We start from the raw sequence: 25,824 nt of genomic DNA on the forward strand, positions 1-25,824 counted from the left end.
TTAAAAATTCATTTTTAGGTCAATGATGTTGACTTAATTTTGAAGTAGGTATATACTAAGAATTGTTATAGGGATTATTAAACATTTGATATTTAATCAAAGGTTTATTTTTTACATTAATAGGTCAACTGTATTGACTTAAATTGATTCGTAAAAATAGAAAAGGAGAATCGGATATGCAAAAACGTGTTGGGGAATATTTAATGGATTCATTAAGTACAGTCGGGGTAGAAAAAGTATTTGGTGTTCCTGGAGATTTTAATTTAGCATTTTTAGACGATATTGTAAGTAGAGACGATATGGAATGGGTAGGCAATACGAATGAATTAAATGCAAGTTACGCTGCAGATGGTTATGCAAGAATGAATGGTATTAGTGCAATGGTCACTACATTTGGCGTTGGTGAACTAAGTGCAGTTAATGGAATTGCCGGATCATATGCAGAACGCGTGCCAGTGATAGCTATTACAGGTGCACCAACAACAGTTGTTGAAGAAGCGGGTAAATATGTTCACCATTCATTAGGTGAAGGTAAGTTTGATAGTTATAGAAAAATGTTTAAAGAAATCACAACAGCTCAAGGTTATATTACAGTAGAAAATGCTCAGACTGAAATTCCAAGATTAATTAATGCAGCATTAGCTGAAAAAAGACCTGTTCATATACATTTACCAATCGATGTAGCTCAAGCAGAAATTGAAGTTGAAGAAGACTTCAAACCAGCTGACGTGATCAATCAAGATGTTTCTCATTACATTGAAATGGTACAACAAAAATTAAAAACAGCTCAGCAACCAGTTATCATTACAGGACATGAAATTAATAGTTTTAAATTACATGATGAATTAGAACGCTTTGTAGAACAAACTCAAATTCCAGTTGCACAACTTTCTTTAGGTAAAGGTGCATTTAATGAAGAAAGTCGTTATTATATGGGCATTTATGATGGTAGTATTGCAGAAGAAGAAATTAGAAATTATGTAGATAACAGTGATGCTATTTTAAATATTGGTGCTAAATTAACAGATTCAGCAACTGCAGGTTATTCATATGGATTTGATATTGATGATGTCGTAATGATCAATCACTTAGATTTCAAATTAAATGATACAACTTCATCAGAATATACATTACCAAGTTTAATGAACGGATTACTTGATATTGAATTTAAAAATGCAGCATATTTCCCAGAAAATAATCGTCCTGAAAAAGGTGATTACACAGTTGATAATGCGCCACTTACACAAGAAACTTACTTTAAAATGATGCAAGACTTTATCGGATTAGATGATATCATCTTAGCAGAACAAGGTACTTCATTCTTCGGTGCGTATGACCTTAACTTATACAAAGAAAATACATTTATTGGACAACCATTATGGGGATCAATCGGTTATACATTGCCAGCAACAACCGGTACACAAATGTCTAATTTATATAGAAGAAATATATTATTAATCGGTGATGGTTCATTACAATTAACAGCACAAGATATATCAACAATGATTAGAAACGACCTTAAACCTGTTATTTTTGTTATTAATAATGATGGATACACAGTTGAAAGAAAAATCCACGGTGAACACCAAGTATATAATGATATTCAAATGTGGGACTACAAAATGTTACCAGCCGTATTTGGCGGTAAAGATACAGTAGCCGTTCATGACGTAGAAACATCTGCCGATTTAGAAAATGTATTCTTAAAAATTAACAACGAACCAAATCAAATGCATTTCATAGAAGTTAAAATGGGCGTATCAGACGCACCAGAAAAACTAGACGCAATCGGACAAGCATTCTCTAAACAAAATAGTTAATACAAAACCCCCTAAACCATTAATCATGGATTAGGGGGATTTTTTATGTGAAGAGGATGGAGAAGGGTTATATGGGTGTAGCAATTTCTTCCACCAATTTATTTAATTCTAGAATGTTATTCTTACAAGTTGATTTCAGTTGTTTTCTGGAAGAATTAATACCATCATCTACATATGCTTTTGCGGCATCACTCCATGTAGCTCTACCACATAATACACCATTAAACTTAGATCCTGACTTATATGCGAAGTTTAATGTATCTAAAAATAATTGTGACGACACTCCAGCACTTAAGAATATAAAAGGTAGGTTGGTAGCATTAGATTGTTCCAGGAAGAATTCAGCAGCTTCTTCTTTTGTATAAATATATTCATTCTTAGCATATCCCTCTACAAAGTTCATATTAACCGGAACTTCTACTTTTAGTACATCTACATTAAATCTTGATTCACTGTAAAGACGCATGGCATTAATCACTTTATGTGGCTTTATCTTAGCAAACTCAATTCCTTTTTCATCACCAATAGAGTCATCATATGTTAAGATTTCTAGGAAAAAAGGTAATGATTCTGATACACATTCACTACCAACTCTCTCTACAAAAGCTTCTTTTTGACTATTTATTTCATCTGACTCATTAATGTCTACATAGATTAGTAGTTTGATAGCATCTGCACCTTTAGATTTTAAGTTTTTTACTGAACAATTTGGAATTAAGTCAGGGATTCTTCCTGGTGTTTTTTTATCATAACCTGTTTTTTCATATGCCATAATTAAACCACAATTTGCATCTCTTATATTAGCTGCTTCTATACCAAATTCAGGATCTAATAATATAGACGATGCATAAGGTGTTAATTCATTCGAGACCAATTCTTTAAAATTAGATATTTCAGTATATGAAATGTTTTCGCCCATCATTCTTTTTAAAGCACCTCTTTGGTCTATAGCTAATGCAGTAATAATACCATTATTGTTAGTTAGTTTTTTTAAGGATTTCATTTCTTATTCACTCCACTTAATAGATTTACGATTTCTTCTATTGAATTTGAAGATATTAGTTGATTTGTAAATTCTTTGTCCATTAATTTTCTAGATAGGTTAGCTAAAATATTTAAATGTTCCTCACCATTATTTTCTGGTACTAATATACTTATTAAGAAATTAGTAGGCTTCTCATCTAAAGATGGCCATTCAATTTCATTATCCATTTTAATTACAATTAGACTTGACGTACTTATTGATTTATCTGATACATGAGGTATAGCTATACCATTCTCCATACCAGTACTACTTTCTGCTTCGCGAGCTTTCAAACCTGCAAAGACTGAATTGAAATTATCTGAAACATTTGTTTCAACTGATTGTTGGGCAATAAACTCTAAAGCACTTTCTTTGTTATTGAAAGATTTATTTAAGAAAACTCGTTTACTGTCTACTAAGTTGTTAGTAGATTTGATTTTAGACTGTTCATCAGACTCATTACTTTTAGTAACATATCTTTTTTGTTCGATTGACATTAATATTCCAGCAACAAGAGCACCAATGATTATTGATACTACCCAGAAAATTGGATGAGTAACTACAGGTAATACTATAAATCCACCATGTGGAGCTGGAACTTCAACTTTCAACATATATGTGAGTATTGCAGCTATAGACGAGCCCACCATAAGTATTGGGATAATAATAAATGGTCGTTTAGCAGCAAATGGAATCGCACCTTCAGTGATATGTGTTGAACCAAGTAAAAAGTTGACTAATCCAGCACTCGTCTCAGATTGACTGTAATATTTTCTAGATAATAATACTGAGAATCCAGTTGCTAATGAAGGGACTATACACGCAGCTGATACTCCAGCCATGAAAAGATGATTACCTTGTGCTAATAGAGCAGTACCTGTTACATACGCTGCTTTATTAACTGGTCCACCCATATCAAATGCACACATTATACCGACAATTAAACCTAAAATTATTGGATTTGAGTCTTGGAAACCTGCTAAAAAGTTCATCATACCTTTATTAATAAATTCCATAGGTATTGATAAATACCACATGATAAAGCCTGCAATAAAAATACCCAAAACAGGTAGTAAAAATATTGCTTTCAAACCATCTAGTGATTTAGGTAAATTTTTTAGAGATTTTTGTAATAATAATACGATGCCACCAGCTAAGAAACCTCCTGCAATACCTCCTAGAAAGCCTGTACCATTTGTATCAGCTATCATACCAACGATAAAACCTATAACTAGACCTGGCCTATTGGCTATTGATTGTGCTATATATGCACTAAGTATAGGAACCATTAGTCCCATAGCTAAGCCGCCTATTGTATTCATTTGTTCAGCGATTACATTATATTGATCAGATTTTGGATCAGCAGAGTATATGCCAAACATGAATGATATAGCAGTCATAACACCTCCTGCTACTACGAAAGGAAGCATATGCGAAACACCATTCATTAAATGAACATATATTTTATGCCACATATTAGAAGAAGTATTTTCTTGATGCTCAGAATTATCTAATTGATTATTCGTAGATTGATAAATTGACACATCACCTGAAATAGCTTGATCGAGTAACTGATTTGCTTGCTTAATACCTTTAGATACTGAAACATTAATAACTTTCTTCCCTTTGAATCTGTCGATATTTACATTTTTATCAGCTGCAATAATAATGACTTCTGCTTCGTCAATTTCTTTTTTACTAAATTCATTTTCAGTTCCTCTTTGTCCATGCGTTTCTACTTTAATTGTTACATTTTTATTTTTAGCAGCATTTTCTAGTGCTTCAGCTGCCATGAAAGTATGTGCTATTCCCGTTGGACATCCTGTAACTCCTAAAAATTGATATTTCATTAATATCACCCCTGTTTAGTAACGTTTAATGTTGAAATTTGAATCTCTTTCAATAATTCTTTGGTATCGCTAAAATCTGTGAGTCCTGATTTAAATGCCGTAGAAGAACCGGCAACAACAGCTTTTTTGAGAGCGGTAGCTTCATCTAAAGTTTCTTGAAAAGTATGATAAAATGTTGCTAAAATTGTATCTCCAGCTCCAGCTGTATTTAAAACTTCACCTTTAGGAGCAGTACAATGATAACTACAATATTTATTGAAAAAATATGCTCCATTTTCTCCAACAGATACTAAAACATTTTGACACCCCTCTTTAATAAGTAGATTGGATACATATGCGATGTCTTTATCAGATTTTAGATCATGGTTAGGGAAAAGGTTTTGTAACTCTTCTTCATTAGGTTTGATTAAAAACGGTTTATATTTAATAATTTCTTTTAGAATAGGATGGCTGGTATCAATAATTAATTTAAATCCTATTGATTTTGATAATTTTGCAATTGTTAATAATATTTCACCATCAATACTTTTGGGAAGACTTCCAGATACAAAAAGAATATCATTACTATTCAAATTTTTTATTTTGGATAATAGTGTATTTATCTCATTTTTCTTAATGGTAGGTCCCGAATTAACAATTTTATATTCACCTTGGTTTGATTTAAGAAATACATTAATTCTAGTATTACCTTCTACTTCAATAAAATCTGTTTGAATTTTCATTTTTTCTAATTCATCTTTGACAAATTTCCCACTAAATCCTCCTACAAATCCTGTTGCGATATTAGGAGTACCTAATTTACTTAAAATTACAGATATGTTAACTCCTTTTCCATTAGGTTGAAACTCGTCATAAATACTTCTATTTACATAATCAGGTTTAAAATCATTCATATGAACGAACATATCAATAGCTGTGTTTAATGTACAAGTGTATATCATAAGCAAACATCCTTTCTTAATAATGATTATGGCATGTGTAAGAATGAAAATGTTTACAATTTCTATGATATAGTAAAAATAAAGTGAAAATATTTACATAAGGAGGGTTAACATGAATTTTCAACAACGTGTACAATATTTTTATAGTAAGTTAAGTGATAGTGATAAATACTTAATAAACTATATAGAAAAAAATTATCTTGATATGGTAAATCTTTCTATTATTAAATTGAGTGAAGATGTTAATGTATCTACTTCAACGATAGTAAGATGTATGAAAAAACTAGACTACAGTGGTTTTACGGATTTTAAGTTTCAAATTGCAACAGAGATTTCTAATACCAATCCAAAGTCGTTGGAACAAGTAGAATACATTGATAGTCAAATTCAAACTGCGATTATTAAAAATCAAGAAGAAGTTGATAAGACGATTAGATATATTCAATCTTCTATAATAGAGGATGCTATATCAGCGATTAAATACAGTAAAAAAGTTACTATATTTGCAAGAGGATTTTCAGAACATATATCAAATGAAATGACAATAAAATTGCAACTACTAAATAAATATACTGAGGAGCATAATGATCCGAACATAATTCGAATAAAATCAAAAACATTTACAAAAGATGATTTAGTAATATTTATTTCTTTGAATGGTGAAACAGAAGAACTTGTGGAAGCTGCTGAATATTGTAAAAACTTAAACGTCAAAACAATTTGTTTAACAACAAATAAAGAAGGTAGACTATACGAACTATGCGATATAATTTTATTAGGATTTAAATCTGATAAAAATTATTTACCTGAATATGAAGTTAGGTCACGCTTACCATTACAAGTTTTATCTAGAATACTTTTGGATGCATATGTAATAAGAAATGATTAAAATAGTTAATACAAAACCCCCTAAACCATTAATCATGGATTAGGGGGGATTTTTTATGTGAAGAGGATGGAGAAGGCAGTATAAACGAGAAGTAGTGCCATTATGAGGTTAAATGCTAATTCATGTTGATTAATAAACTTTTTAAAGATTGAACCAAAGACACTCCAACTGAACGAGGATAGAAATCCTATGAGTGCTAAATATGTAATTAAGATGATTTGGATAGAGAAGTGTTCAAAGTTTGGCGTTATAAATGCTGCCACAACACTTAACGCATAAATCACACCTTTAGGATTTACGAACTGTAACAACATACCAAATTTAATATTATTGTATCTATTACTAAACGATTGAGCATCCGTACCTTTACTCGTTCCAATTTTGTATGCTAAATAAAGTAAATAAATTGCCCCGAAAATCTTCATATATAATTGTATTTTAGGGAATAGGTGATACAAAGCAGAACTAAAGAAATTAGATACGAGTAGTAATATAAAGAAGCCAAGCGCAACGCCAATACAGAATCTTACTGTACCTCGTAGACCAGTTTGTTTAGAATAATATAAAGACATAATGTTATTTGGTCCAGGCGTGAAACTAGAAACAATCGCATAAATCGTCATAGATAATAAAGTCATAAAAAGCGCCCCTTCAAATTAAACTATTGAGAGTATTGTATCGATAGAAGAAAGGATTGTAAATGGTTGATGGTGGGGGATGAGAATGTATAAATCTAATAAAAAGAAGGTGGAAGTATGAAACAACGTATTATGGTTATTGGATGTCCGGGCTCAGGTAAATCAACATTATCAAATAAATTACATAATAACTTAGGAATTCCTTTATATCATTTAGATGAAATAAAATGGCAAAATAGTAACAAAACAATAGATAGTGAGACTTTTGAAGAAATATTAAAAAATATTACTCAATTAGATGAATGGATTATTGATGGTAATTATAACAGTACTTTGGAATTAAGAATGAAGAAAGCTGACATTGTTATCTGGTTAACTTATAGTAGAACAATTTGTATATTTAGAGTTTTTAAAAGGTTTATTCAAAGTTTTTATAGAAAATCTGAAGGGGGAAACCCTAAAAGAATGAGTTGGAGTTTTATCAAATTTGTTTGGAATTTTAAAGACAATCATGATAAAAAATTACTTGATTTAAAAGATAAATATAGTAATCAAAATGAATGGGTAATATTAAAGTCTAAATATGACACTAAATTATTTTGTGATAAACTGCAGGAAAGTTAATGTTGTATAGGTTTATTAATTAAGTATAAGGAACTTTAACATTTTAGTTTATCTTTTCCTGCGCATTCTCTATAATAATTGTAAAGAATTATGGAGGTGCATCGATGAACAGTCAAACATACTTACTGGCTCTCAAAAATCGTATCATTCAAGATAAACTTGATGAAGATACGAGGAACTATATTAAAGGTCTGGAGGGTGAACTTTTCATTAAAGATATTCTTGATGAATATCCAGATCTTCATTATTTATATGATTTTCATATAAACTACAAAAATCGCGTTCAAATTGATTTCTTAATTGTAACGGATGATGCTATATGTCACTTTGAGGTTAAACATTATTCCGGAGATTATACGATTAAAGATGGTCAGCTTATGAACGAATTTGGAAACATGTTTTATACACCTTTTCAACAACTGCGACGAGCCAATCACGAATTAAATTATTTAATATCCCATTTGAATATCAACAAACCCTTACATTCCTATCTTATTTTTTTAAACCCCAAATTTACTTTAAAAGGTACAATGCCTCAACAATTCAATATCCTATTACCAACAGAATTACACAAACTTAAATATATGTTCAAAAATAATCATACTATAGAAAATGCTAATATCTTACATATGTTTCAACAAGAGCATAGTGACTTTTCACATCTTTATAACAATATTAAAAAAGTCCCAATGTCTAGTTTAAGACCAGGATTGAAATGCCCGAAATGTAAAAGATTGAATACAGTTGAGGTAGAAGAACGAAAGAAAAACCTGAAATGTAGATTATGTGATTTCAAAGACATAAGACAAAATGTGTATTTGTTTAATTTATTAGAACTTAATTTGTGTAAAAGGGAGCCTTTTACTTTATCAGAAGCTCAAAAATGGTGTGAGGTGGAGAATAAATATACTATAAGAAGGGTGTGTGAAAAATATTTTAGAAGTACAAATAAGAATCCAAAAAAATACTATAAAAATCAATAAAACAGCAGTGAACATTGCAAGAGGAGGCTGACTAGCAATATTGGAGGGATGAACATTGCAAGACAGCCCCAACTAGCAACATAGAACCAACAAACATTGCAATTTTGCCCAACCAGAACACCCTGAACCAGCTCCAATCCCTCAACCCCCAATCCCCAACCAAAAAACAGGGGCGCACATGGCGCCCCTGTTCCTTCTTAAGGTATTATTGATATATGGTTATGTTTATTTATGGGTGGAAGATTACTTTATCGTACTGTTTCTTTCTGTTTACTAAGTTATCAAATGTTTCTGGTCCTTTTGATAAAGGAAGTACATCGGAGATAATGGGTTTTACATCAATTTCTCCTGTAGACATATAATGTAATGTAGCTGCCCATTCTTCTCCTGGGAATGGGGCGGATAAACCGTTCCATGAACCTATAACATTAAGCTCATTTCTTAATATCTTTTCGAAATGTTGACGATGAATCTCGATATCTGAATATGGAATACCTAATAGTAAGACTTCGCCACCTTTAGTTGGTAAGGTAAGTACTTGTCCTATCGTAAACGGTGATCCTGCTGATTCAACAGCAACATCAATTTTTTCAGGTATTGCAGCTATAGCTTCATCTAAGTCTGTTTCTTTAGAATTAAGCGTATAATCCGCGCCGAGTTCCTTAGCGATTTCTAATTTATGGTCATCAATATCTATTGCGATTATTTTAGCTGCTCCAAATATTTTCGACCATTGAATGGCCAGTAACCCGATGCTTCCACATCCCATGACCGCTACAGTAGCACCCGGTTTCATACGTGTTCTGTAAAATCCATGTGCAACGACTGCAGAAGGTTCGACCATTGCTGCAGTATCTAAATCTACATTGTCTGGTACTTTAAGTACATTGCTTGCTGGGAGTTTAACATATTCTGCAAAACAACCAGGTTCATATGATCCAATCACATATAAATTTTCACAACGTGAGTATTCGCCTTTTTCACAGTAATGGCATTGGTGGCATACGACAGCAGGGCATCCTGTTACAGCATCTCCGACATTTAACCCTGATACGTCACTACCAACTTCCTCAACAATTCCTGAAAATTCATGTCCGAACGTCATACCTTGTTTGTAAGGTCCAAGCTTTTTGTAGCGGGAGGTATCTGATCCACAGATACCCGTTGCTTTAACTTTAATAATGACATCATTCGGTGCATCTATCTTTGGTACAGCTGTTTCTTCAAATCTTAAATCTTCAATACCATATAAATTTAAGGCTTTCAAAAGTAATATCCTCCCCTCTATTTATATTATGAGGTTTGTTCAGAAGTAACTTTCTTCTTCTTGAAAAGTTTAGAACCGAAATAACTTAAGAAGACAGCACTATTACATACGAGTAAATTATCCATATAGAATTGCGTAATACCTCTCATTGGCCCAAGCATAAAATCTAACATGTGTTCAACCATAATCAACATTCTCCTTTTTTATCTTTTAAAAGATTATTTGTTTATTCGATAGGGCGAAGTAATACTTTAATACCTTCGCCGCCTTTAATGTGATTGTAACCTTCCTCCCATTCAGTAATATCAAGCTCAGCAGTAACGAGTGCTTCTGCATTTACTTGTCCAGTACTCATGAGTTGTAATGATGGTTCCCAATCGGCAGGTTTCTGACTTCTACTACCAACAACTCTAATTTCTTTTTGAACGATTTTTTCTAAATCAAAAGGTATTTCGGGATCTTTAAAAATACCAACTTGAACATATAGACCTTTTTTGCGTAATAGATCAAGACCTTGTTTAGCAGCAGGTACAGCGCCTGAACATTCTAATACAACATCTGCACCGTATCCGTCTGTAATGTTATTAACATATTCTTTTAAGTCTGTATGTTGAATATTCACAACATGATCTAAATTTAATTCTTCTGCTTTTGCTAAACGCGCTTTATCGTTATCTAAACCAGTTATAACGACTTTGCCACCTTTACTTTTAACGACTTGTGCAACGAGCAGGCCAATTGGACCTGGTCCCATAACAACAACCGTATCACCTTGATTAATTTCAATTTTAGATACTGCGTGATGTGCACAAGCAAGTGGTTCAGTCATTGAAGCGGCTTTATATGAAACATTGTCAGGTAACTTGTGAACACTTGCTGCTCTTGCTACAAGATATTGTGTGAAGCCACCGTTTTGTTGTGTACCTAAACCTTTACGATGATTACATAAATTGTAGTCTCCAGATTGACAGTATTCACATTCACCACAAATATAATATGTTGTTTCAGATGTTACACGATCACCAATTTCGAATCCTTCAACTTTATCACCAAGCTCAACGATTTCTCCAGAAAATTCATGGCCAAGTGTTACAGGGAAGTTTACATTGTAATGACCTTCATAAGTGTGGACATCTGTACCACAAATACCGGCATAATGAACTTTTATTTTTATCTCATTTTCATTTGGTTCTGGAAATTCTTTATCTAAAATTTCTAAATTACCAAAACCAGGTGCTGTTTTTACTAATGCTTTCATTTAAAGTCATCCCCTTAATGTTAGTTGAACAATGCAAAGAACTTGAAGATAATATAGTTTAAGATGTTACCACCTTGGTCAAGACTTGAGATTTGTGAAGATCCTGATGGCATTTTCACATTAGTACCGTCAGCCATGCTTGTGAAGATAGGTGCTACATCTGTTGCGATGTATAGTGAAATTGCAATCATAATTGTACCTACGATAACTGAATGTATGATGTTACCTCGTGCTGCACCTACGATAAATGCGACGATAAATGGAATTGTTGCTAAGTCACCAAAAGGTAATACTTGGTTACCTGGTAAAATAACAGCTAATAATACAGTTACAGGTACTAAGATTAAAGCAGTTGAGATAACAGCTGGGTGACCTAATGCAACCGCAGCATCTAAACCGATATAAATTTCACGATCTCCAAAGCGTTTGTTTAACCATGTACGAGCTGATTCTGATACAGGCATTAAACCTTCCATAAGAATCTTAACCATACGAGGCATTAAGACCATAACAGCAGCCATTGACATACCTAAGTTAATAACGTCACCAGCGTTGTAGCCAGCTAATAAACCGATTGCTAAACCAAGTACTAAACCAACAAATATAGATTCACCGAAAGCGCCGAAACGTTTTTGAATTGTATCTGGGTCAGCATTTAATTTGTTAATACCAGGCACTTTTTGAAGACCTTTAACAAGGAAGATACCAGGTACATAAGAAATCGTACTACCAGTTGCAATAGATACACCTGGTAAATCATAGAATTTACTCATCATTGGCGCAGTCCAGTCTGCTACTTTTAAGCAGACGATTTGGAATAATGCAGCTGCAACTAATGATTGCCAAATGCTTCCTGAAACGGCATAAACCATTGCACCACAGAATGTATAGTGCCAGAAATTCCAAATATCAACGTTCATTGTTTTAGTTGTTTTAGTTAATAACATGATGACATTAATCACAATACCTAAAGGAATAATAAATGCAGCGATAACAGATGCCCATGCAATTGATGATGTAGCAGGCCAACCTACATCGATTACATTTAAACTTACGCCTAAATTTTTAACCATTGCTTGTGCTGCTGGTCCTAAATTGTTAACAAGTAAATCAATTACTAAGAAAATACCTACGAAGGCAACACCAATCGTTAAACCAGATCTAAATGCTGCGCCAACTTTCTGTCTGAAAAATAACCCTAATAAGAATATGACAATCGGTAAAATTACCGTTGCACCTAAATCAAGAAATGCTTGAATAAAATTTACAAAACCATTCATTCCCTACACCATCCTCTTTTTAGAAGAATGAGGATGAAATATGATTTATTCCAACCTCATGCTAGTTTTTAATTTTGAATTTGTTTAACTTTGTAAAGCGTCTAAAATTTCTTTCTTAGTATCTTCAACACCAATTCCTGTTAAGAAGTTACGTGCGTTAATAACTGGGAATTTGTATTCTTTTTGTGTCATTGCTGTTGTTACTAATAAATCAGCTGTATCAGCGTATGCACCAACTTCAGAGATTTTTATTTGTTTTAAATCTACTTTAATGTTGTGTTCTTTAGCCATTTCCTCAATTGCGTTGTTAACCACAGTTGACGTTGCGATTCCTGCTCCACATGCTACTAATACTTGTTTCATAATAATTTCCTCCTAATTTGAGTCGATGTGTACATCGAACTCTTCCTGTTAATTTTTTTATACTTCGCTTAATTCTTTATCTATTGCATCTACAATTGTTTGTTTATCTTGTGCATTGGCAATCAATTCAAGTAATTGATCGTTTTGGAAGATTCCCATTAGTTTTTGTAATAATGATAGTTGAGCATCTTCTTTATCCATTGCTAACATGAATATTAATTTCACATCTGTTGTTTCTTCAATTTCTCCCATAATGACAAATGGAACGGTTTCTTTTAGTACTGCAATACCTATTGATCTCGTCTGAACGTGTTGTATGTCGGTATGTGGGATTGCCACTGAGCAATATACAGTTGGTAAACCAGTTGCAAATGACTTTTCTCTTTCTATCACTGCGTCTTTGTAAGTGTCTTTAACATAATTATTTTGATACATAACATCTGACAACTTACTCAACGCTTCAACATTCGTCTTAGCTTCTAAATCTAGAATGACGTTAGAAGCATCGATCTTTAAATCTTGCATATTATGCAACCCCTTTGACTTAATCTATTTTTGAAAAGTGTTGAATGATTTTATATACATCAATTTTTGAATCTGTTTGAACAATTTGTTGTATAGCTTCATCGTCTTGAGACATATCTCTCAGTTGTAGTAGTGGTCTTAAATGTTTGAACTTATCTGTAGCAGCGATTGCTACGAAGATATGAACTTTTAATCCAGTACTCAACTTGAGTGGCTCTTTAAGAATCAACATACTCATTGCAGTTCTATGAACGACTTGATCACCATCAGCATGAGGGATTGCGATATTTTGGTTAATAACCATATACGTATCATCAAATGCTGCATGCATCTTATCTATATAAAGCGGGTCGACATATTTCATTCTTACTAACGGATTAGCCGTTAATTGAATGGCTTCTTCAATATCAGCTACACGCTCTACAAAATTGATAAGATTGGTTGGTAATAAATCTTGTAAGTTCAAAGTACTATTAATAGATAATGTCGATGCTTTAACTGATGAATATGCATACGTATCTTCAAATTGTGCTTTTACGATTTTGAAAAGCTCAGATTCATTATGAATTGTTGCATGTTCTCTAATAGCCGAAATCATTTTTTCGACTTGTATTTCTGTTTCCATCGTATTATTTAATTGACCGAATACATGTTGTCGTAGTTCATGTTTTTCTTGAGCAGTTAATATCGTTTTCGTGATATACAATTTTTTAGGTGTCATGATATGCATCGGTGAAAAGACGATATCAAAGTCTAATTCATACTGATTGAAATCACGTAATGACAATGCATCAAGGAATATAAATTCAGGGAATACACTTCGCAACTCTTGTAACATGAGCTGAGAAATGGATGTACCTTGTGTACAAACAACGACTGCTTTTACTTTTTGTTCAATTTCTTCATCTTGCCTTCTTAAACTGCCACCAATCAGTATGGTTAAATAAGCAATCTCATTTTCGGGTAATGATTGCCCGAAGAACTTCTCTAAAGGTTTTGAAGATAATTTAACGAGATGAAAGAGTTCTTTATAATCTTCTTTTAAGGAATTTTCCAAACCTTCTACATCAGATAATTGATATCGAATTCTATAAAAAGCAGGTTCCATATGAAGCATTAATTGGTTAATCAAAGAATCTCGATCTTTAAATTTAATAAAAGTAATTTTTTCAAATTGAACAATCATGTCTATAAGTGCCTTTTTGAGTTCTGGGATATGTTGAACATCACTGACATCTGACCACTGAACACTCGTTGACAACAACTGTAAAGTAATAAATAACTTTTCTTGTCTCGGAATATTTGGATAGTTCGATGTCAAAATTTCTGTTGCTTGATATTCTTTCGTATCCGATAAATCGTCATATCCTATAGAAAATGATGAAACAATTTTGTCATGCTTAATTCTTCGTAAAATTAAATAAAGTTTATAAGGTAATGTTTGTGTACTTTGATCAATGAATTTCCTGTCTAAATATTGTTCGATTTTAGTGATTTGTTTATTGATTAATTCAATTTTTTCATCAATAATACTTAAACTTTTGACGATATCAGACTGAGCAATATGCATTGTAAAGACTTTATCGATGAGCCTCATAAGAAGCCTTCGAATTTCAAATTCACTACCAGCTAAGTAATAACCATTTGTACGACTATATTTCAGATTAACTTCGTATGGTTGTAAAAGTTCTTTCAATTTCTTAATATCATTTAGAATCGTATTTTTACTGACTTCTAAATCAATTGAGAAGTGATTTAATGAAAGACCTTCTTCTTCACTAAACAACATCAATAAAATGAGGTGTGCACGTTGGTATGCGGTATATACCTGCTCATTCTCTTGATAGGTGGATTCAATTGGAACATTAAGAAAATCTTTAATGGTGTCATCAACGATAAAATAACCTTGGCTAGTTCGTTCGATTTCCGGATAATCATGTTCTTTAAACCAGTCATTTAACTTTTGAATCCTGTACCCAAGTTGTCTTCGTGAAATGTTAAACATTGATTCTAAGTCTTTGCCTTTTACTTTTGGATTTTTTATCATTTCTGAAATGATATTAAAGTTTTCTTTTTGTATTTTGAATACCTCCTTTGTTGTTAGTCATAATTTAACACAAGTCATCAAAGAGTTGTACAAGCTTTAATCACAAATGTTATTAACTTTTGTGTACACCTTTGTGATTATACTGATATGACAACGTTTGTAAGACACAACGAATAATTCGAAATGCATGAATATTATTAAAATTGAATACATAGTAGATTTAACTTAAGTAAGAAAAGGGGTAAAAAGGGGATAAGTACATAAAAAAAGCAATCGCTCGATTAGCGATTGCTTTTAATTAATCATTATTCTTGTGATTCATCTGGTAAGTTTTCTTTCATTTTTTTATTAATTTTCTTCGCGCGTTTGAAATAAATACCTTCAAAGTAGCTTGTTGTACCTAATTTATAGAATACTAGTGCAACAACTGCAATGACGATGAAATCATATGGGTAGTGAATCCAATTAAGTCCGTTAAATTCTTTACTTCCGATAAATGATAAGAAAGCAAGAATCATAAGGTATGCGATGATCCAAATACTACCACCAATTTGTTTTTTAGTATTTGTCCAATTTGTCTTATATTCATAGAAGAAGTAAATTGGTAAACCTAAAATGATAATAAATATAACTTGTGCTGTTGTTGGCCACATAGCCCAATATATTGCGAGTGATGCAACAACGAATGAAAATGGCGCCATAAAGCCAAGCATTTTCGCACGGAATGGTCTATGCATATTCGGTGCCATTTTTCTTAATGAAATAACAGTTGTTGGACCAGTTAAATATGCAACAAGTGTTGCTGTAGAGATAACACTTGCTAATACTGCCCAATCTCTAAATAATGAAACCATGATCATACTGACAATAGCGTTAAATACAATTGCGACACGTGGAATGTTGTATTTTTCGTTCATAGAACCTAAGAATTTAGGAATATGACCATTTTTCTCCATTGCACGTAATACACGACCAGTAATCGCTACGAATGAAACACCTGTACCAAATGGTGATACAACGGCTTCTAAATATAATAGAATAGCTAACCAGTTTAATCCTAATATGATGGCTAAGTTAGCAAATGGTGAGTCGAAATTAATACCGCTCCAACCACCACTTTCAGAAAGCATGTCTGCTGGCATAGATGTAATAAATGTACTTTGTAAAATAATATATAATGCAGCACTTAAAGAAAGTGAAATTAATATACCTTTATATATATTCTTTTCAGGATTTTGAATTTCAGATCCCATATTAATAATTGTTTGGAATGCATTAAATGAGAATATAATACCAGACGCTGTAGTAGCAGCAAATATTGGTGCACTACCATACGGCATAAATTCTCCTATTGATGAACCATAGTTTCCTGTATCAAATCCAGAAATAATTAACATAATAATCGTTACAAGTGGCACTCCTAATTTAAAGAATGATATTAAACTTGTAAATGATGTTAATAGTTTAACTGACCAATAATTTAATAATGAGAAAATAATAATGATAATAAATACTGCAAATAATCCAATATTACTAATTGAACCATCATGCATAAGTTGGCTAGTAGGTTTAGCCCAATCCCATGGCCAAGAGCTGATGTATTGAACAGCTGATACAGCCTCGATAGGGATAATCGTTACTAATGATACCCAGTTAGCCCATGATGCTATGAAACCAAGCAGTGAACCATGTGTATACTGCGCGTAGTTACTCATACCACCAGATTGTGGGAACATTGTTCCAATTTCAATATAGTTATAAGCTATCGATCCTATAACAATAAAGCCTATTACCCAAGATATAATTGCGGCAGGACCTGCAATTGATGATGCTTCCCATGCCCCAAATAACCATCCAGAACCGATTAAAGAACCAAGTCCTAATAGTACGAGTTGGGTCAAGTTAATTTTTTTGTTTTCGTTATGATTACTCATCCAATCTCCCATTCTAATTTTTTAATCAATTTTTGTTTGTTTTTATTGTTAAATTTAAAGCACGGGACAATATTATACGCTTATAAAATTAATAGTCAAATTCCGTTGTAAATATCGAGCGTTTTCAAATCGCTGTACACACCAGTTTTATAGGAATGAAAGGTTTTTAGAGTTCCGGCAGTCTGACCGGCTATAAAGTAAATTAATTAGTATTTTTAAGTTGCTTGTGACGCTACGTCATAAAATAGAATATAAGTATAAAAACCAATAATACAAGGAGTGGTTAGTATGAAAATGACTACAGGCGAAGTAGCTAAGAGATGTCATGTAACAGTTCGGACAGTACAGTATTACGATAAGAAAGGCATTGTCAGCCCAAGTGAAACATCTGAGAATAATAGAAGATTATATACAGAAGCGGATTTAAATCAATTAAAGATTGTATTGATTTTGAAAGATATGAATTTTTCTTTGAAAGAAATTAAAGAATTGTTGAAATCAAATGAGTCTATCAACACACTCAATGTACTGTTAAGTGAAAAAATCATTGAACTAGAGGAAAATATTCGAAACGAAAGTGACCAACTGAGACAAATTCAATTTATTAGAAAGAATATAAGTGAAGAAAGTGAATATCCAGTATCTAATATCTTAAATTTACAAAATAAATCTAAAAAGCATCAACTAATGAAAAAATTCCGAAGCAAATTTATGTTAGTATCTATGATTGTCGGCATTGGTCAATATACAAGCATTGCCATGGCGATAACACAGAAAAAATGGAAACCAGTTATCATCGTTTATCCATTCGTACTATTGTATGCAGTATTTGCTGTTAAAAAATACTATGCTGTTGTAAGTTACTTATGTCCAAATTGCCAAAATGAATTTAAACCGATCTTCTCAGAATGGTTCAAATCTAATCATACGTATCAAACAAGAAAGCTATTATGTCCTCATTGTAATGTAGAAAGTTTTTGTATCGAGACACATGAATAATGAAAAAGAGCGAGATAGAACGCTGTGGAATCAGAATTCTATCTCGCTTATTTTAATATGAATTTATCAATTATTGAGGTATAACACCAATTTCCATATGAACTAAATAACCATCTTTATCAAAAGAGGCGAGGTAATGTTGATTTAAAGTACCATATTTTAAATATTGGTCTCCTTCATCAACTAGCATCGTTGCTTCGTGTGCTTTTTTAAATTCAGACTTTGTAACAACACCAGATTTAACATCAAACATGATTGTACCAACTTTACCATTGTCGTCTTTTAATATTGTCGTGTCATAGACTTTAGATGAATGACCACCAGTGCCTGTTTTAGCATCATATTCCGTTTGGTAACCATTAATCGTTACATTATCTGCATAAAGTGCTTCTACAAAATCATAATCTAATACAAAGGACGGGTTATTATATGTGTAGCCATCATAGTTATACCAAGGTGTTGTTTCTGACTCTGAATTTGCTGCAATAGCTTGATCAGAATTTTCGACATCTGACACACCAAGTAATAAACTCGTCGATAACGCAGTCGTACCAATTAACTGATAAACTTTCTTCAATGTCTCCACTCCCTTTAATAGATATAACAATCCTTTGGCTAAGTGACAAAAAAGTTTGTAATATTACACTACCCGGTATAAAAGAAGATAATCAAATCGTGAAGAAGGTGGGTTTGTTATTTAGAATGAGGCAAGATGTTAGTTAAAGGTGGAGTAAACACACGAGATTGAGAAACATGTGAGTTAAAGAAGTAGTAAAATCACAAGTTCATCCAAGATATTCCTAAATTCCAAATTATCCCACCAACTCACATATCTTATTGCCATTATCACCACCATCCAATCCAATACCACTCATTCATCAGTGTAAAATTTTAAATTGACTAATCTTGAGTACGATGATAGGATTAATAAAAATAATAAAAGACTCTTATCAAGAGTGGCTGAGGGATGTGCCCTATGAAGCCCAGCAACCTTCTATTTGGAAAGGTGCTAATTCACATAAAGTTTGTCTAAACTTTTGAAGATGAGAGGAGGTTTATCTAACTTTCTCTAATTTTTTAGAGGAAGTTTTTTTATTTTTAATTTTATATCGGAAAGAGGCGTGTATACATATGAGTAAATTCGTAAAGTTTGTTAGTTTTATCGGTATTATTTTATTATTAGCTGCGTGTGGAAAGTCTAGTGGAAGTGAAAATACAAAGATTACGGTTGCTGCTTCTCCGGCTCCGCATGGTGATGTCGTTGAACATGCGAAAGAAAAAATGAAAGAAAAAGGTTATGACTTAGAAGTTAAAACAGTGAATGATTATAAAGTACCTAACAAATTATTAGATAAAGGTGATGTTGATGCAAATCTATTTCAACATGTGCCTTATTTAAAAGCTGAAAAAGCAACACATGGATATAAAATTGAAGAGGTAGGAAAAGTTTTCACAACGCCAATGGGTGTTTATAGTAAAAAACATAAAGATTTGAAACACTTACCAGATGGCGCAACAATATACGTGTCTAACAACCCAGCTGAAGAAGGAAGATTTTTATCATTCTTTGTTAATGAAGGATTGATCAAAATAGATCCAAAAGTGAAAATTGAAGATGCCAAATTTGATGATATTATAGAAAATAAAAAGAATTTGAACTTTAATAATAAACAAGGTGCAGAATTTTTACCTAAGACATATAACAGTGGTGAAGGCGATTTAGTCATTATGAATTCAAACTATGCAATTGATAATGGACTGAATCCAGTGAAAGATTCGATAGCTATTGAAGATAAGTCATCACCATTTGCGAATATATTAGCTGTAAAAGAAGGACATAAAAATGATAAGAAATTCCAAGAACTTCTGAAAGTACTACAGTCTAAAGAAATGAAGAAATATATTAAAGATGAATATGGCGATAATGTTATCCCATATGAAAAGTAATAATACAATGAACCCAGGCATATGTCTGGGTTTTAATATTATATATTTGTGTATTTATTCACAATTAAATAATATTATAAATCTTTAAAATTTATGTTGTAAGCGTTTCCTGTTTGTGCTATATTCAACTTATTAATAAATAGAGTCATCATATGACCACATGAATTAGAAGGGAAATTAATTAAGAAAGTTGGATATTTATGAAAGAAAAAAGAACTAATATAAGATGGTTTTTTGCAATTGCATTCTTTATTATAGGGATTATCGCATATATGGATCGTTCAAACATCTCTATTATCGCCGGACCTATGATGGAAGATTTAAATATGAACAAAGCTCAATTCGGGCTTTTAGCTTCATTCTTCTCACTTGGTTATGCATTAATGCAAGTACCTTCAGGGATATTAGCTGAAAAGTTTGGTCCTAAGAAAATGTTAACAATCGCATTATTATGGTGGAGTGCTTTCACAATTCTTACAGGTATTGTGAAAAATCATGGTTTACTATACTTAGTACGTTTCTTATTTGGTGTAGGTGAAGCGCCTATGTACCCATCAAATGCTGTATTTAATAGTTACTGGTTTAATAAGAATGAAAAAGGTCGTGCATCTTCTGCATTATTAGCAGGTTCATACTTCGGTCCAGTAATCGCACCAATCGTTACAATCGCAATTATGAACGCGTTTGGTTGGCAAGCAGTATTCTATATTTTCGGTTTAATCGGTATTGTAATTGCGATCTTATGGGTGATTATCGCTAAAGATTTACCAGAACAACATAAAATGGTTAATGAAGCAGAAAAAAGATTTATTATGGAAACACGTGACGTTGTAGATACAGGTAAAACAACTGCACCTTGGAATGTATTCTTCAAACGTTTCAGTTTCTATGCAATTGCAGCACAATATTTCGTTGTACAATTTGTCATCACATTATTCTTAATTTGGTTACCAACTTATATTCACGAAGAATATCATGTAGAATTTAAACAAATGGGCTTTATCGCTGGTGCTCCTTGGTTAGCAATGTTTATATTGATTATGCTAGGTGGTACAATTTCAGATAAGATTTTATCTACAGGTAAATCTAAATTTGTTGCACGTGGTGTAATCGCAATTTCTGGATTTGTAGTATTCTGTATATCACTATACTTTGCGTTAGCTACAGATAATTTATATATGAATATTTTCTGGTTATCTTTATGTCTTGGTGGTGTAGGTTTATCAATGGGTATGAGCTGGGCAACTGCTACAGATTTAGGACGTAACTTCTCTGGTACAGTTTCAGGTTGGATGAACTTATGGGGCAATATTGGTGCATTATTAAGTCCAATTTTAGCTGGTTTATTAGCAGATAAAATTGGTTGGACAATGACACTACAATTAATGATGGTTCCAGTAGCATTCGCAATCATCATGTGGTTCTTTATTAAACCTGACAATCCTTTAGTAAAAGAAGAAAATGTATAATATTTTAAGGGTCTAAGGCATGTTATGTGCTTTGGATTCTTTTTTTATAACAAAAAGTTTAGGTTGCCCTAATTAAAATGTTTACTAATTAAATAAATAGGTATATCCTCTTGATATAGAGGTGTTAGACATGGGCAAAAGTTTAGAAGAAATTAATAGTACGGTCTCTTTTGATGCTGAAGCAAATGCTTTTAGAAAGTTCCTAATGTATTTAGGTCCTGGCTTGCTTGTAGCAGTCGGATATATGGATCCGGGTAACTGGATTACTTCTATGTCTGGTGGGGCTCAGTACGGTTATATATTATTATTTGTGATTTTAATATCTAGTTTATCTGCTATGCTGTTACAAAGCATGTGTGCAAGATTAGGTATAGCAAGTGGGATGGATTTAGCACAAGTTACGGAGCATATGACTAATAAATCTTTAGGTGTATTTGCTTGGATTTTAGCTGAATTAGCTATTATGGCAACTGATATTGCTGAAGTAATTGGTAGTGCGATTGCTTTAAATTTACTATTTAACATTCCATTGACTTTAGGGGTAACGATCACAGTATTAGATGTTTTACTTTTACTTTTAATTATTAAACTCGGATTTAGAAAAATAGAAGCAATTGTCGGTGTGCTTATATTTACAGTTCTTATTATCTTTATGTTTGAAGTGTATCTTTCTTCACCGGATGCTAGTTCGTTAATGGCAGGATTTTTACCAAGTTCTGAAATTGTTACGAATAAAGGCGCTTTATATATTGCGTTAGGTATTATTGGTGCAACGATTATGCCACATAACTTATATTTACATTCATCAATCGTTCAGTCTAGAAATTATGAAAGAACAGATAAAGGTAAAAAAAGTGCGATTAAATATGCAACAATCGATTCTAATATTCAATTAACAATTGCGTTTATTATTAACTGTTTATTATTAGTATTAGGCGCAGCATTATTCTTTGGTAGTCATGAAGCTTTAGGAAGATTCTTTGATTTATATGATGCTTTAAGCCACTCTCATGTAGGCGGTGCAATAGGTGGCGCTGTTATGAGTACACTGTTTGCTATAGCATTATTAGCTTCAGGACAAAATTCTACAATAACTGGTACATTATCAGGACAAATTGTTATGGAAGGTTTCTTGAAAATTAAACTTAAACCATGGGTACGTAGAATCATTACAAGAGTTATCGCAGTTATACCAGTATTTCTTTGTTTATGGTTATACGGATCAAGCGATACAAAAATAGAAGATTTATTAATTTTCACACAAGTATTTTTAAGTTTAGCTTTACCATATAGTATTATTCCATTAATTATGGCAACAAGTAATCCAAACATCATGGGTAAACAATTCGTCAATAAAAGATGGGTTAATATTATATCTTGGATACTCGCAGTTGTTCTAAGTGTGCTAAATATCTATTTAATTGTAGAAACAATATCAGAATTTATGTAGTTCATTTAAAGCCAAGGCAATGATTTTATTGCCTTGGCTTTTTTTCTGCGTCTATTAATAATTTGATAGGACCTGTCGAATTAAGTGTGATTAATCTTTGTGCCATTTCATCAGGTGGTGTGTCTAATGCTCTAATGACCCAACCTTGTATCATGCCTGCATATGCTGACGCAACGTATTCAGCGACAATGTCTTTATCTAATATCATGTCATTTTGAACGCCAGTATCTTCAAAAAAGATAATATATCTTTGATGAATATGATTTTTAAGTAAAATATAGAAATTAGGATAGTGTTTGAACATCGTTTGATAGAAATACGCGTTATGGGATATATGGCTAAAGATATTATTAGCGATATAGAATTGTGATTCGCTAATGCTATGATGTTTTAAATAAAATTTATAAGGCTCACCGAATAGTAGTTGAAAGTAACTTGATATCGTATGAGACATTAATACTTCAATTGATGGATAATGTCTATAAAATGTTGAACGATTGATTTCAGCTTCTTCACATAACTTTTTAACTGTTATGGATTGAATGCTCGTTGTATTTAAACATGTTAATAATGCATTCTGAATTTTGTTTCTGGATTGTTTTTGTTTCTTGTCCAAACTGTTCACCTTCTTATGAATGCAACATAATTAGAAAATGTGTTGCTTCTCTCATTTTACACACATTGTTTTTTAAAGTCGAACATTTTTATAATAATAATATGAAAAATATTGGAGGAGAACAAATTGAAACAAGATGCCGAAATGTTGAAAGAAACGTTGTTAAATAATAAACAGAATAGAGTAACTGACGACCACTTTGATTTAAATGCAGCTTTAGAAGAAATTCTTAATTCAGTTGGTTATACGACTGCAGATAGTGGTGGTAACGTTACATTCTATGGTAAAGATCCAGTGTTACCAAGTACATTACGAATTGCTGGATTAGCAGGGTTAGGTTTGGCGGCTAAATCAGTTGCTTTAGCGCATTTATGGCAAGTTCGAGGCGGTAAAGGACAAGACATTCATGTCGATATTAGAAAAGCATTAAAAAGATTATCACCTTTTTACGAACGAAAATGGGAAACATTAAATGGATTTCCTGCAAAAGGTCAAGAAGATCCACATACACCATTTAGATTTAATTTTTATGAAACGAAAGATAATAGATGGGTAATGCCATTAAACCCTTATCCAAATGCTAAAGAACATGTATTGGATTTATTAGATTGTCGTGGAACGAAAGAAGCGGTTACTAAAGCGATAAAACAGTGGAATGGTAAAGAATTAGAAGAAGCGGGTTCTAAAAAAGGTATCGTTATGCCGCTCGTGCGCTCTGTTGAAGAGTTTGTTGAAGAAGAACAGTTTAAATATATTGCAGAAACAGAACTCATTGAAATTAAGAAAATAGGAGAATCTGAACCGATACCATTCACTGAGAACCCAGAACAACCATTAAGTGGTATAAGAGCATTAGGAATGGGACATGTTATAGCAGGAGCAGGACTCGGTAGAGGTTTAGCATTACACGGAGCAGACGTACTCAATGTTTGGCGACCAACTGAGTTAGAAGTAGAAACAATGTATTTAACTTCTAATGTAGGAATGCGTTCAACTTATTTAGATATTACAAATCAACAGTCACATAGAGATAAATTTGATGAATTATTAAGTGATGCAGATATATTCTTCATCAATAAAAGACATGGATTTATGGAAAAATATAATGTGACAGCTGAAGCATTAGCAGAGAAGAAACCAGGTATCATACATGCGTCTGTTAATTTACATGGACATGCTGGACCATGGTCAGATAGAAATGGATTTGATCAGACGGCAGGAAGTGTCACAGGTGTCATGAGTTTAGAAGGAACAGATGAACAACCTGCATTGCCACCGATTGTTGTTGTAAATGATTATGTTATTTCATGGTTGTTAGAACTCGGTACAATTAAAGCATTAGAAAGACGAACAGTAGAAGGCGGTAGTTATAGTGTATCTGTATCATTAAGTAAAGTGTCTGCGTATTTAATGTCTTTAGGTATATTTGATAAAGCATATGCACAAGAAGTAGCAAATAGTAATGAAGAACACCGTGCCGTAGCACCAGAACAATTTGAAGCAGAAACACCACTTGGAACATATGTAGGTGTAACAGATCAAGTAGAAATGAGTGAAACACCAGGACACTACGATACAGTATTGATGGTCAGAGGATCAGATAAACCAGCATGGAAGTAGAAAGTGGTGCTGTTAGGGACAGAATTCGGAGAAGTGTCTCTAAGTGAGCGCCCACCTAATTACCAGAATTCGAAATAATGGAAGTTACAGCGTTCTAACTACCACAATTCGGAATAATGATAGTTAGAGAGTTCTAATTACCAGAATTCAGAATAATGGAAGTTAGCTCAACATAATCACACAAAAAGAGAGTGTAAAATAAACTGTGTAAGTAGAGAACGTACGACTCTACTTCACAGTTTATTTTTTATATAATCTAGCGCGCTATCGCTTACTATAT

General features: G+C 32.5%; 23 protein-coding genes and 1 riboswitch. Of the genes, 9 read left to right on the top strand and 14 right to left on the bottom strand.

Annotated elements, in window-relative coordinates:
- Positions 1–176 precede the first annotated feature (176 nt).
- Positions 177–1,820, top strand: a complete 1,644-nt coding sequence (locus LQ686_RS08620) for an alpha-keto acid decarboxylase family protein (RefSeq protein ID WP_239733275.1) — start codon at positions 177–179, stop codon at positions 1,818–1,820.
- 67 nt (positions 1,821–1,887) lie between these two features.
- Here the strand turns inward: LQ686_RS08620 and lacD are convergent, their stop codons facing one another.
- The 3 genes from lacD to pfkB are packed head-to-tail and all read right to left on the bottom strand — an operon-like array spanning position 1,888 to position 5,635.
- On the bottom strand, positions 1,888–2,823 hold the full coding sequence (lacD, locus tag LQ686_RS08625) for a tagatose-bisphosphate aldolase (RefSeq protein ID WP_119651026.1): 936 nt from the start codon (positions 2,821–2,823) through the stop codon (positions 1,888–1,890).
- Complete coding sequence (locus LQ686_RS08630; protein WP_239733276.1) at positions 2,820–4,694, bottom strand: fructose-specific PTS transporter subunit EIIC; 1,875 nt, start codon at positions 4,692–4,694, stop codon at positions 2,820–2,822. Before LQ686_RS08630 ends, lacD begins: the two co-directional genes overlap by 4 nt.
- Before the next feature lie 5 nt (positions 4,695–4,699).
- Complete coding sequence (gene pfkB / locus LQ686_RS08635; RefSeq protein WP_119651024.1) at positions 4,700–5,635, bottom strand: 1-phosphofructokinase; 936 nt, start codon at positions 5,633–5,635, stop codon at positions 4,700–4,702.
- Positions 5,636–5,747: 112 nt separating this feature from the next.
- Here pfkB and LQ686_RS08640 point away from each other — a divergent pair, with 112 nt between their 5' ends.
- On the top strand, positions 5,748–6,524 hold the full coding sequence (locus LQ686_RS08640) for a MurR/RpiR family transcriptional regulator (RefSeq protein WP_233670771.1): 777 nt from the start codon (positions 5,748–5,750) through the stop codon (positions 6,522–6,524).
- A gap of 53 nt (positions 6,525–6,577) precedes the next feature.
- On the opposite strand, the gene LQ686_RS08645 is transcribed toward LQ686_RS08640, so the two are convergent.
- A complete protein-coding gene (locus LQ686_RS08645) occupies positions 6,578–7,162 on the bottom strand; it encodes a LysE family translocator (RefSeq protein ID WP_119651022.1) in 585 nt (194 codons plus the stop codon).
- 117 nt (positions 7,163–7,279) lie between these two features.
- On the opposite strand from LQ686_RS08645, the gene LQ686_RS08650 reads away from it, so the two are divergent.
- Together LQ686_RS08650 and LQ686_RS08655 are read left to right on the top strand one after the other, a co-directional pair.
- The gene (locus LQ686_RS08650) at positions 7,280–7,786 is read left to right on the top strand and encodes a P-loop NTPase family protein (protein ID WP_119651021.1); all 507 of its coding nucleotides are present in this window, start codon (positions 7,280–7,282) and stop codon (positions 7,784–7,786) included.
- Positions 7,787–7,890: 104 nt separating this feature from the next.
- Positions 7,891–8,769 carry a nuclease-related domain-containing protein gene (locus tag LQ686_RS08655; RefSeq protein ID WP_239733277.1) on the top strand — a complete coding sequence of 293 codons (879 nt, stop codon included), beginning with the start codon at positions 7,891–7,893 and terminating at the stop codon, positions 8,767–8,769.
- Positions 8,770–8,998: 229 nt separating this feature from the next.
- Here the strand turns inward: LQ686_RS08655 and LQ686_RS08660 are convergent, their stop codons facing one another.
- From LQ686_RS08660 to LQ686_RS08695, 8 genes are all read right to left on the bottom strand, one after another.
- Positions 8,999–10,036, bottom strand: coding sequence for a galactitol-1-phosphate 5-dehydrogenase (locus LQ686_RS08660; protein ID WP_103361800.1), 1,038 nt, complete (start codon positions 10,034–10,036; stop codon positions 8,999–9,001).
- 26 nt (positions 10,037–10,062) lie between these two features.
- Positions 10,063–10,221: a hypothetical protein gene (locus LQ686_RS08665; protein WP_088592136.1), complete on the bottom strand. Its 159-nt coding sequence runs from the start codon at positions 10,219–10,221 to the stop codon at positions 10,063–10,065.
- A gap of 41 nt (positions 10,222–10,262) precedes the next feature.
- The gene (locus LQ686_RS08670) at positions 10,263–11,294 is read right to left on the bottom strand and encodes a zinc-binding dehydrogenase (RefSeq protein ID WP_103361799.1); all 1,032 of its coding nucleotides are present in this window, start codon (positions 11,292–11,294) and stop codon (positions 10,263–10,265) included.
- A 20-nt stretch (positions 11,295–11,314) separates the two neighbouring features.
- Positions 11,315–12,574, bottom strand: coding sequence for a PTS galactitol transporter subunit IIC (locus tag LQ686_RS08675; RefSeq protein WP_025906970.1), 1,260 nt, complete (start codon positions 12,572–12,574; stop codon positions 11,315–11,317).
- Between the two features lie 84 nt (positions 12,575–12,658).
- A complete protein-coding gene (locus LQ686_RS08680) occupies positions 12,659–12,937 on the bottom strand; it encodes a PTS sugar transporter subunit IIB (RefSeq protein WP_037590477.1) in 279 nt (92 codons plus the stop codon).
- Positions 12,938–12,994: 57 nt separating this feature from the next.
- A complete protein-coding gene (locus LQ686_RS08685) occupies positions 12,995–13,462 on the bottom strand; it encodes a PTS sugar transporter subunit IIA (protein WP_037590476.1) in 468 nt (155 codons plus the stop codon).
- A gap of 19 nt (positions 13,463–13,481) precedes the next feature.
- Complete coding sequence (locus tag LQ686_RS08690) at positions 13,482–15,467, bottom strand: BglG family transcription antiterminator (protein ID WP_239454534.1); 1,986 nt, start codon at positions 15,465–15,467, stop codon at positions 13,482–13,484.
- A gap of 347 nt (positions 15,468–15,814) precedes the next feature.
- Positions 15,815–17,443 (bottom strand): APC family permease, encoded by a 1,629-nt coding sequence (locus LQ686_RS08695; RefSeq protein ID WP_119475230.1) that lies wholly within the window; start codon positions 17,441–17,443, stop codon positions 15,815–15,817.
- Positions 17,444–17,731: 288 nt separating this feature from the next.
- Here LQ686_RS08695 and LQ686_RS08700 point away from each other — a divergent pair, with 288 nt between their 5' ends.
- Positions 17,732–18,442 carry a MerR family transcriptional regulator gene (locus tag LQ686_RS08700; RefSeq protein ID WP_107590791.1) on the top strand — a complete coding sequence of 237 codons (711 nt, stop codon included), beginning with the start codon at positions 17,732–17,734 and terminating at the stop codon, positions 18,440–18,442.
- Positions 18,443–18,512: 70 nt separating this feature from the next.
- Here LQ686_RS08700 and isaB read toward each other — a convergent pair whose 3' ends face one another.
- Positions 18,513–19,019 (bottom strand): immunodominant staphylococcal antigen IsaB family protein, encoded by a 507-nt coding sequence (gene isaB / locus LQ686_RS08705; RefSeq protein WP_239733278.1) that lies wholly within the window; start codon positions 19,017–19,019, stop codon positions 18,513–18,515.
- A 367-nt stretch (positions 19,020–19,386) separates the two neighbouring features.
- A riboswitch (SAM riboswitch) is annotated at positions 19,387–19,492 on the top strand.
- Positions 19,493–19,573: 81 nt separating this feature from the next.
- Between isaB and LQ686_RS08710 the strand changes: the two genes are divergently transcribed.
- The 3 genes from LQ686_RS08710 to LQ686_RS08720 all read left to right on the top strand — a co-directional run bounded on the left by LQ686_RS08710 (position 19,574) and on the right by LQ686_RS08720 (position 23,308).
- Positions 19,574–20,389 carry a MetQ/NlpA family ABC transporter substrate-binding protein gene (locus LQ686_RS08710; RefSeq protein WP_037590472.1) on the top strand — a complete coding sequence of 272 codons (816 nt, stop codon included), beginning with the start codon at positions 19,574–19,576 and terminating at the stop codon, positions 20,387–20,389.
- Between the two features lie 200 nt (positions 20,390–20,589).
- Entirely contained in the window at positions 20,590–21,858 is a 1,269-nt protein-coding gene (locus LQ686_RS08715) for a pyruvate MFS transporter (RefSeq protein ID WP_107590789.1), read from the top strand.
- Between the two features lie 130 nt (positions 21,859–21,988).
- Positions 21,989–23,308, top strand: coding sequence for an Nramp family divalent metal transporter (locus LQ686_RS08720; RefSeq protein WP_107590788.1), 1,320 nt, complete (start codon positions 21,989–21,991; stop codon positions 23,306–23,308).
- Between the two features lie 25 nt (positions 23,309–23,333).
- On the opposite strand, the gene LQ686_RS08725 is transcribed toward LQ686_RS08720, so the two are convergent.
- Positions 23,334–23,924, bottom strand: a complete 591-nt coding sequence (locus LQ686_RS08725; RefSeq protein ID WP_103361792.1) for a TetR/AcrR family transcriptional regulator — start codon at positions 23,922–23,924, stop codon at positions 23,334–23,336.
- Between the two features lie 126 nt (positions 23,925–24,050).
- On the opposite strand from LQ686_RS08725, the gene LQ686_RS08730 reads away from it, so the two are divergent.
- On the top strand, positions 24,051–25,544 hold the full coding sequence (locus tag LQ686_RS08730; protein WP_233695058.1) for a CoA transferase: 1,494 nt from the start codon (positions 24,051–24,053) through the stop codon (positions 25,542–25,544).
- Positions 25,545–25,824 lie beyond the last annotated feature (280 nt).

Origin of the sequence: Mammaliicoccus sp. J-M41, from assembly GCF_022385935.1 — a bacterium.
Taxonomy (GTDB): domain Bacteria; phylum Bacillota; class Bacilli; order Staphylococcales; family Staphylococcaceae; genus Mammaliicoccus; species Mammaliicoccus sciuri_A.

Bases quoted from the DNA above. Each gene is read 5' to 3' on its own strand.
- LQ686_RS08685 (WP_037590476.1), bottom strand. From the start codon at position 13,462: ATGCAAGATTTAAAGATCGATGCTTCTAACGTCATTCTAGATTTAGAA.
- LQ686_RS08680 (WP_037590477.1), bottom strand. From the start codon at position 12,937: ATGAAACAAGTATTAGTAGCATGTGGAGCAGGAATCGCAACGTCAACT.
- LQ686_RS08665 (WP_088592136.1), bottom strand. From the start codon at position 10,221: ATGGTTGAACACATGTTAGATTTTATGCTTGGGCCAATGAGAGGTATT.
- LQ686_RS08710 (WP_037590472.1), top strand. From the start codon at position 19,574: ATGAGTAAATTCGTAAAGTTTGTTAGTTTTATCGGTATTATTTTATTA.
- LQ686_RS08690 (WP_239454534.1), bottom strand. From the start codon at position 15,467: ATGTTTAACATTTCACGAAGACAACTTGGGTACAGGATTCAAAAGTTA.
- LQ686_RS08715 (WP_107590789.1), top strand. From the start codon at position 20,590: ATGAAAGAAAAAAGAACTAATATAAGATGGTTTTTTGCAATTGCATTC.
- LQ686_RS08650 (WP_119651021.1), top strand. From the start codon at position 7,280: ATGAAACAACGTATTATGGTTATTGGATGTCCGGGCTCAGGTAAATCA.
- pfkB (WP_119651024.1), bottom strand. From the start codon at position 5,635: ATGATATACACTTGTACATTAAACACAGCTATTGATATGTTCGTTCAT.
- LQ686_RS08720 (WP_107590788.1), top strand. From the start codon at position 21,989: ATGGGCAAAAGTTTAGAAGAAATTAATAGTACGGTCTCTTTTGATGCT.
- LQ686_RS08645 (WP_119651022.1), bottom strand. From the start codon at position 7,162: ATGACTTTATTATCTATGACGATTTATGCGATTGTTTCTAGTTTCACG.
- LQ686_RS08700 (WP_107590791.1), top strand. From the start codon at position 17,732: ATGAAAATGACTACAGGCGAAGTAGCTAAGAGATGTCATGTAACAGTT.
- LQ686_RS08655 (WP_239733277.1), top strand. From the start codon at position 7,891: ATGAACAGTCAAACATACTTACTGGCTCTCAAAAATCGTATCATTCAA.
- LQ686_RS08675 (WP_025906970.1), bottom strand. From the start codon at position 12,574: ATGAATGGTTTTGTAAATTTTATTCAAGCATTTCTTGATTTAGGTGCA.
- lacD (WP_119651026.1), bottom strand. From the start codon at position 2,823: ATGAAATCCTTAAAAAAACTAACTAACAATAATGGTATTATTACTGCA.
- LQ686_RS08630 (WP_239733276.1), bottom strand. From the start codon at position 4,694: ATGAAATATCAATTTTTAGGAGTTACAGGATGTCCAACGGGAATAGCA.
- LQ686_RS08695 (WP_119475230.1), bottom strand. From the start codon at position 17,443: ATGAGTAATCATAACGAAAACAAAAAAATTAACTTGACCCAACTCGTA.
- LQ686_RS08640 (WP_233670771.1), top strand. From the start codon at position 5,748: ATGAATTTTCAACAACGTGTACAATATTTTTATAGTAAGTTAAGTGAT.
- LQ686_RS08670 (WP_103361799.1), bottom strand. From the start codon at position 11,294: ATGAAAGCATTAGTAAAAACAGCACCTGGTTTTGGTAATTTAGAAATT.
- LQ686_RS08620 (WP_239733275.1), top strand. From the start codon at position 177: ATGCAAAAACGTGTTGGGGAATATTTAATGGATTCATTAAGTACAGTC.